Genomic DNA, 7,284 nt, shown 5'->3' on the forward strand with positions numbered 1-7,284 from the left:
CATGCAGGCGAATGGTTCGTTCGCAGCGCGCGGCCACGCTGGAATCGTGGGTGATCATCACGACGGTCTGGCCGCCGTCGTGGAGCGCATCGAACAGAGCCAGAACCTCGGCGCCGGTCCGGCTGTCGAGCGCGCCGGTCGGCTCGTCCGCGAGCACGATCGCAGGCGAGGCGACGAGGGCCCGCGCGATCGCAACGCGCTGCTGCTCGCCGCCGGACAGTTGTCGTGGAAAATGCCGCGCCCGGTGCAGCATGCCGACCGCCTCGAGACACTGTTCGGCGCGCAGCATCCGCTGCTTGCGGCGGATGCCGCCATAGACGAGCGGAAGCGCCACGTTCTCGACTGCATTGTGCCGCGCGAGTAGATTGTAGGATTGGAACACGAAGCCGATGGCGTGCGCGCGCAGTTCGGATCTGCGGTCGTCCGGCAGGTCGGCGACGTCGCCGCCCTCAAGGAGGATTGCGCCCTCGCTCGGACGATCGAGCAATCCGATCATGTTCATCAGGGTCGATTTGCCGGACCCTGACGGGCCCATGATGGCAAGACTTTCACCGCGCCGGATGTCGAAGCTGACGTCGCGCACTGCGGTCACCGCGACACCGTCGGTCCGGTAGGTGCGACAAACGGATCTGAGGCTGACGAGTGCGGGAAGGGCGGTCATGATCCGAACCTTATTCCGAGCAGTTCCATGCCCCCGGAACGGATCGCTTGTCCGACGGCAACCTGGCTGCCTTCCGTGAGATCGCCGCTCTTGAGTGCGACCTGCTCGGCGCCGGCGCCGACCGTGACCGCAACGCGTTTGAGCGAGCCCGCGGGTGTGCGCAGCCATACGCCGTCACGACCTTTCGCTTCGGACGGCGGTGTGCCGTTCGGCTGGAAGCGCAGGGCGGCGACCGGCACTTTCAGCACATTCTCCTGGCGGTCGACCACGATCTTGACCAGCGCGGTCATGCCGGGAAGCAGCGCGCCATCGAGGTTGGAGGTCGACAGCACGACCGTATAGGTGACCACATTTTGCTGCGTCTTGGGCGCCTTGCGGACCTGCCGCACGATCGCTTCGAAGCGGCGGTCAGGATAGGAATCGACCGTGAAGTGCGCGAGCTGGCCGGCTGCGATCCGTCCGATATCCGCCTCGTCGACCTGGGCGTGGATCTCCATGTCCTCGAGCCGGTGCGCCACCAGGAAGGCGGTTCGCGCCTCAAGGCCGACCGCAAGCGTCTGGCCCTCATTGATGAACCGGCCGACCACCACGCCGTCGATCGGAGAGCGGATGATGGTGCGGTCGAGATCGGCCTCGGCGGCGCGGAGGATAGCCTCCTTCTCCGGCACCGCCGTCCTCGCTTGCAGGAGCTCGGCCTGGATCCGGCGCACGTCGGCGGTGGCGCCTTCGACGGCGTAGGCGTTCAGCGTCACCAGAACCTCCGCCTCGCGCTCCTGTGCGAGGCGCGCGGTGAAATCGGTCTGCGCATCCTCGACCGTCGTGGTCGCCACCACGTTCTGCGACTGCAACGCCAGTTTGCGCTGGAGCGTTCGCTGCGCCGACGCCTTGACGGCCTGGGCGCTGTCGAGCTTGGCCGACAGCACCGCCCTTGTGCCCTTCGCATTCTCCAGGTCGATCTTGCCGCGGTCGAGCTTGGCCTGCTCCAGCTCGACATTGGCGCGCGCCATCTCGATCGCCGCCTTGGCTTCGTCGACCTTGGCCGCAAAGCTCCGCGGGTCGATCTGTGCCAGCGGCTGATCCTTCCGCACGTTGTCGTTGAAGTCGACGTAGACCTTTGAGATCTGCCCCGACAGCTGCGAGCCCACCTCGATCGTCTTTACCGGCTGAAGCGCGCCGGTCACTGCGATCGTCTGCTCGATGCTGCCGCGCTGGATCGAGGCGTAACGGAACATCAGCGGGTCGGAGCCGAAGGTCGGAGCTTCGGGCATCACATGCCCGCGATCGACCTTGTTGCTGATCCAGGCAAGCGACGAGCGCACGTCGACGGTACCGGCGATCAAGGCAACGACGAATACGGCCACGCCGCCCAAAGCGGCAATGATTGAACGAAAACGCATCTTGAAAATCTGACCTTAATAAAACAAAACGTGGATCATGTTGCCGACAAAGCCTGATGTCGAGTTCCGCGAGAGAAAAGCGATGAACTCACTGCTTTGAACTTTTCAACAGTCTTTCCGTTTCTTGTCCGCTCCTGTTCTTGGAATTGATCGCGCTTATCGCCGCAGTCTTTCCTCAACCATCCTGCTCTGAAACGGCGACATCGAAAAGAGACTCCCGCTAAAAAGAAAATTGCGGGTTGCGCGCAGCCAGCTCATCCTGCGCTCTTTCTTGGCGATCTTTCAATATGTCACTAACTTTATCGTGCATGTGTACGAATTCGCCGTGACAGATCGGTGACTTCATTCGTCGTCCAAACCGAATACGTCGAAGCGGCTTTAGATCCGCACGTATCGTACAGTAGTCCATTCACTCGACGGCGCCTTCACCTTTTTCAGATCGCGTTTGAGTTCGCATGTTCAAGACGAATGCCGTCGCGCAAGCGAATGCCATCGCAGAAAACCAGCGCGGATCACCTTCCCCACGCCGGATGTCCGCGGAAGAATATCATGAGGCATAATCTGCGCTAATGAGTCGCGCGAATCCGGCGACTAATATTGTGAGATCGACTTAGCCGGCATGCACAGGCGCCGAGATTCTCGTAACAAATGCACACCGCCGTCGCAACCTTTGAGAGCGGCATCAGGCACGCTGATCAATGCCGTGCCGAGCGCCTCCAGAGGTGAAAAAATGCCGCACAGAAGGAACACTGCATGGACCGGGCCCCCGCGAGCACAATTTTCTACGCGCTCCACCAGAGCGGAGGAACCACAAGAACAGTGAACTCGCCCGCATGAATCTCGCGGCTGGGTGGTTGCTTGATCTATTGGGTAGCGCGTTACATGAAGCACAAATGGACACTCGGCGCGCTGGCATCGCCCGAACAGAATGAGCTGCCGCGAGATGCCCAGACTCGGTTCACCAACGCGAAACATCCCCTCCGATCCGGACGTGGCCGATAGAGCGCCATCGGAACCGGAGGCACCCTCACCCTCGATCGAGAACATGGGACCACTATCTGCGCCTACTGCATGCTGCCGCCGAAGGTGCCGACGCGCGGATGGAAGACCGCAGGCTCTGAAGACGCGAGACCTTTCTCAATGACTTAGCTGCTCCGCCGCCTACATATGGCCCGGCAATTGCTCCTCGCTTCGCTGTGTGTTGTCGGATGTGACAGGAAGCTTAAGCTCACTGGTCCAAAACTTTGACTGCGATGGCCTGCAGACCGTCCTCGCCGAGCTCCTCGATATAGCTAACGCGCGCTCCGACAGCGATCTCGGCGCCAGCTTCCAGAACACTGATGCAACTGAAGTAGATCTCCTGATTATTTGCGCTCTTGAGGAACCCGAACTGGCGGCCTGGATCGATCCGCACCGCGGTGCCAACCCGCTCTACTTCCCGGGACCCTGTCTGACCGCTGCCAATCAGGTGCTCGTCCTCCCGTAGATGGCTGCGTACTCGGTTGAACGCATCGTCCACCGCCGAGCTTAGATCGGCGTTCCGCTCATCCCGCTTGACCGTCCACCCGATATTCACCTCGCGCCCATTGGGAAGCGCAAGCCGAATGCTTACGTCGCACTGGCCATCCGGCTCGCGAGGATCACCCGCGGCTCGCACGGTGATGCGTCCCGCCGTCGCTCGACCGTACAGTTGTTCCAGTTCGGAGATGTTCCGTTCGATGGCGGCTTGCAATCCAGGGGGCGGCGCCAGATTTTCGAATTCGATTTGAGCCGTGGTTTGCATAATGTTTCCACTCCGATCCATTCAGGCTGGGCAGAGGGTTCAATCCAGCTTTGACAAATCGAGCTGAAATTGATCTCCATACCTGTTCAACGTGCGTTCCCGACCTCAACTGCCGAACATGATACGCAGCGTCTACTGCAACCAAGAACGCCACCTGCGGAATTCACGCCACATCTCCTAGAGCTCTCCGCCAGCTTCAGGAAACTCCACCGACCTCGGCCTTCAAACCAAAACCATTTGGATCCCGGCGGCGAACAGAACTCCTGCGAGGATGAACCTGGTGGCTGTTTGACCCAGCCATTTAAGGCCGATCGCCGTTCCTGTGATGGAGCCTCCCAGCGCAGCGATGGCATACGACCCGAGTTGCAAGGACGGAAATTGGCCGGCGAGAAGAACTCCGGCCAATCCGATAGTGGAATTCGCCAGGATGAACGGGCTCGACAGCGCAGTGGTCTGCTTAGGGGACGCCCAATTCAGTGAAATCAGCGTCGGAGCCAAGAACACTCCGCCGCCAACGCCGGTCAGGCCAGAAATCAGGCCGACGATCGCTCCAACACTCACGGTACCCCAGAGCGGGATTTTGCGATGCTGATCCGCGGCGCGATCGCGCCGTAAGGTCATCACGGCGCCTGCGAGGAGAAGGAGGACGCCAGTCATTGGCTTGTAAATGTAATCTCCGAGCACGATAAGGCCGCCGCCGAGCGCCATCGGCATTGATGAAAACAAAAGCGGACGCAGCATTGTCCAGTCAACGAATCTGTTGCGATTAAAGACCCAGGTCGAATAAGTCGTCACAACAATGTTGAGTGCAAGCGCTGTCGGGCGCATCTCCGTTGGCGGAAGAGCGGCGAACGCCATTAGCCCGAGAAACGCGGTCCCGCCCGCCTGCCCGACCGTCGCGTAGAGCAGTGAGATGACGGCCAAAAGCAGAGAAAACATGCAGCACCGACTTTGGCGAACGTTTTCCGCCTTCCAAGGATTAATCGGCCAACGATTGCATCGTGAGGCAAAAAACTGCCTCTGTATGTTTGCGGCGTGCTCCGAGCGCATGATCTGGCACGCCTTCGTCGCGACAACCGGCACGCAGGTCGCTCCCGATTGTCTCCGTCATGCTGACGGACCTGAAGTTCATGGACTTCGGCGACGCCAGGCTGATAGGGCCCCAGCGCGTACATCGGCTTCCGCGATCGCGAGTGATGGCTGTAGGCAACGAGTGAGCACATCTATCAGGTTCATTGTGCGGCCACATCTATATTGCATCCTGAGTTTCTTCAGGCTTGATTGAGTAGGATTGCCATGTGTCCACCATCTTCATCAATTGCCAATCTTAGTAGTTGACCGCATCACCAGGCGCGGAAAAACGGTCGCCAGACCCTTGAAGCTCTCACCCAGCGGCCGATGTCCTGCCCGACTAGGCAGAACTGAAGAGGCTTGCCGCTAACGGCGCCTTTCGCTTGGGCGGCCTGGGGCTATCACCCGAACAACTGGGGGCGAGCGAGGCTTCACTGCTGGCGAGCGATGTCGGGCACCAGCTCATTACTTCTGCAGCTTGGGGCGAACTGCCCCTTCGCAATGAATCGGCGTAAGAGGAAACAAGGAAAGGCCAGGTGTCGGCGAAGCGACACCTCTGGCAATTGTCAGGCGCGCCGGTACGCCGTGAAGGCAAATCCCGCAAAGCCGAGGATCCACACCACAGCCTTTGCGAACAATCGGACAGGAGCTTTGCGAATTTGTCGGGTTTGAGCCGATTTCACTAGGCGGGCGATAAGCTCACCAATGCGAGGCGCCTGTAGACCTCAATTTCGCGGTCGGCACGCAGCTTGCTTCGCCCAGCACACCATCACCGTCTCGCCTCCCGGGCCCGGTGATGCAGGGGCGGACCGGACGTGTCACGGCGTGTTGTGTCCGCCCCGAACGATCTGCGGTGAGGTGACATGAAACAGCATATGCGGGCGGCTGCGGCTGCGGTCGCCTTTGCTCACGCGCTCCGCCGCGAGGTCCTCAGCTTGTACGAACACGAGACCCGTGGGTACAACAGGATCAGGGTGTGGGTAAACGCAAATTGGGCGAGCGGATACGACTACGACAATCAGTGCAAAGTCGGCGGCTCATTGCCGTATATGTTTCACCAAGGTGTAAGATCGCATTGGCGGCTCAGGCCCAGACCGTTGGGAGCGTACAGCGGCTTTGATCATGACACTTTATCTTTTTTTTCGGTGAAGGTCACCAGCAGGCACGCCAGGGTGTTTGATCACCGGGAGGGCGCGGACTTCACGTACACGATCTGGTCGGGGAGCCGCGCTCCAATCACGGAGTGAACCAATGAAAAACAATCTTGGGACTTTGCGCCGTGCACGTTTGCGCCGGAATCCAGGTTGCGTGTTACCGGACAGTGCGGTGACCAGGACCGCTATGATCACGAGCCGTCGGCCAGAGACAGCTTCGATGGAGCGGTACACGGCCTACCTCGTCGGGCCAGATGGGCATACTGTGGGTTTTGTAGAGTTTATCTGTTCTGATGAGGGCGCGGCCAAGGAGCGGGTACGGCAAGTTGCAAATGACTACGCGATTGAGCTTTGGCGGAGCGATCGCAAGATTGCTGCGTATGAAGCACGCCGGTAGCACTCAGCACGAGAGGTGCGATGCGGTTGCGGCCGTCTAGCGGGCACGACCGAGGTTGAGACGTTATGTCCACCGTTTATAGCGTCGGTCTCGTGATCAGAATTTAGTCAGAACTAGTTGTTCACCTAATCCTCCGCGAGATGCCCCGGCCTTCAGGCTAGGGAGGGATAGCGGCTCCGGCAGCGCCGGAGGTTGAAGGCCTCCCCGGGGCGCCGCGGTTGCCTTTGGGACTGAACGTATTCGGCGATGATAGCTAGCGGGGCACCTCCGCACGAGCCGGCGAAGTAGGACGGCGACCACAACCCGGCTCCGGATTTGAGTGCCTCTAATCGATCGTGCGTGACGAACTGTACAGCTCCGGCGCAGTCCTCGCCGAGATTAGAGATGAGGGCAAAGGCGTTGCGAGCCGAGACCTGGAACTTCTTCGCAACGATCGAGCACGCGCTCATTGTCCGGCAGAAGTCCCCATAGGAAGGCTTGTACGGCACTAGGACCATGTTCTTCAGCGGCGAGCGGCATCGAGATTAACGTCTTCCCCTCCCTGACGGGAGGGAATTATTCCGAGGAGCCTTAATTTAAGCGGCTCTACGAGATTTGCGGCGGAAGGAGATCTCCACCGTGGGCCGCGTTCCGGCCCTGAGAATGTTGCGGGCTGCGTTCACGTCGGCATGCGCCTCGTGTCCGCAATTGTCGCAGGCGAAACGTGCTTGGCTTCCGCGACGTATTGCGCGGATCGACTTTAACGAGGCGACCGCCGGCCGCCTCCAACTTGTAGGCGAGAAAGGTTTCGAATTGATGCCAGCCGTGTTCAAGAATGGACC

The 7,284-nt window shown here is 60.1% G+C and carries 5 protein-coding genes and 2 pseudogenes; all 7 read right to left on the minus strand.

Annotated features, from left to right (window positions below):
- Window positions 1–661 (minus strand): ABC transporter ATP-binding protein (locus QQL28_RS45230; RefSeq protein WP_284276329.1); only part of this gene is annotated, 661 nt, incomplete at its 3' end.
- Complete coding sequence (locus QQL28_RS45235) at window positions 658–2,058, minus strand: efflux RND transporter periplasmic adaptor subunit (protein ID WP_284276331.1); 1,401 nt, start codon at window positions 2,056–2,058, stop codon at window positions 658–660. The genes QQL28_RS45235 and QQL28_RS45230, both read right to left, overlap by 4 nt.
- 1,228 nt (window positions 2,059–3,286) lie before the next feature.
- Window positions 3,287–3,841: a cold-shock protein gene (locus QQL28_RS45240; RefSeq protein WP_284276334.1), complete on the minus strand. Its 555-nt coding sequence runs from the start codon at window positions 3,839–3,841 to the stop codon at window positions 3,287–3,289.
- Window positions 3,842–4,063: 222 nt separating this feature from the next.
- Complete coding sequence (locus tag QQL28_RS45245; protein ID WP_284276337.1) at window positions 4,064–4,780, minus strand: sulfite exporter TauE/SafE family protein; 717 nt, start codon at window positions 4,778–4,780, stop codon at window positions 4,064–4,066.
- 1,904 nt (window positions 4,781–6,684) lie between these two features.
- A pseudogene (locus QQL28_RS45250) lies at window positions 6,685–6,765 on the minus strand (transposase); the annotation flags it as partial.
- A 51-nt stretch (window positions 6,766–6,816) separates the two neighbouring features.
- A pseudogene (locus tag QQL28_RS46435) lies at window positions 6,817–6,982 on the minus strand (HipA N-terminal domain-containing protein); the annotation flags it as partial.
- Window positions 6,983–7,048: 66 nt separating this feature from the next.
- Window positions 7,049–7,284 (minus strand): zinc ribbon domain-containing protein (locus QQL28_RS45265; RefSeq protein WP_284276339.1); only part of this gene is annotated, 236 nt, incomplete at its 5' end.

Source organism: Bradyrhizobium iriomotense, from assembly GCF_030160715.1.
Classification (GTDB): domain Bacteria; phylum Pseudomonadota; class Alphaproteobacteria; order Rhizobiales; family Xanthobacteraceae; genus Bradyrhizobium; species Bradyrhizobium iriomotense.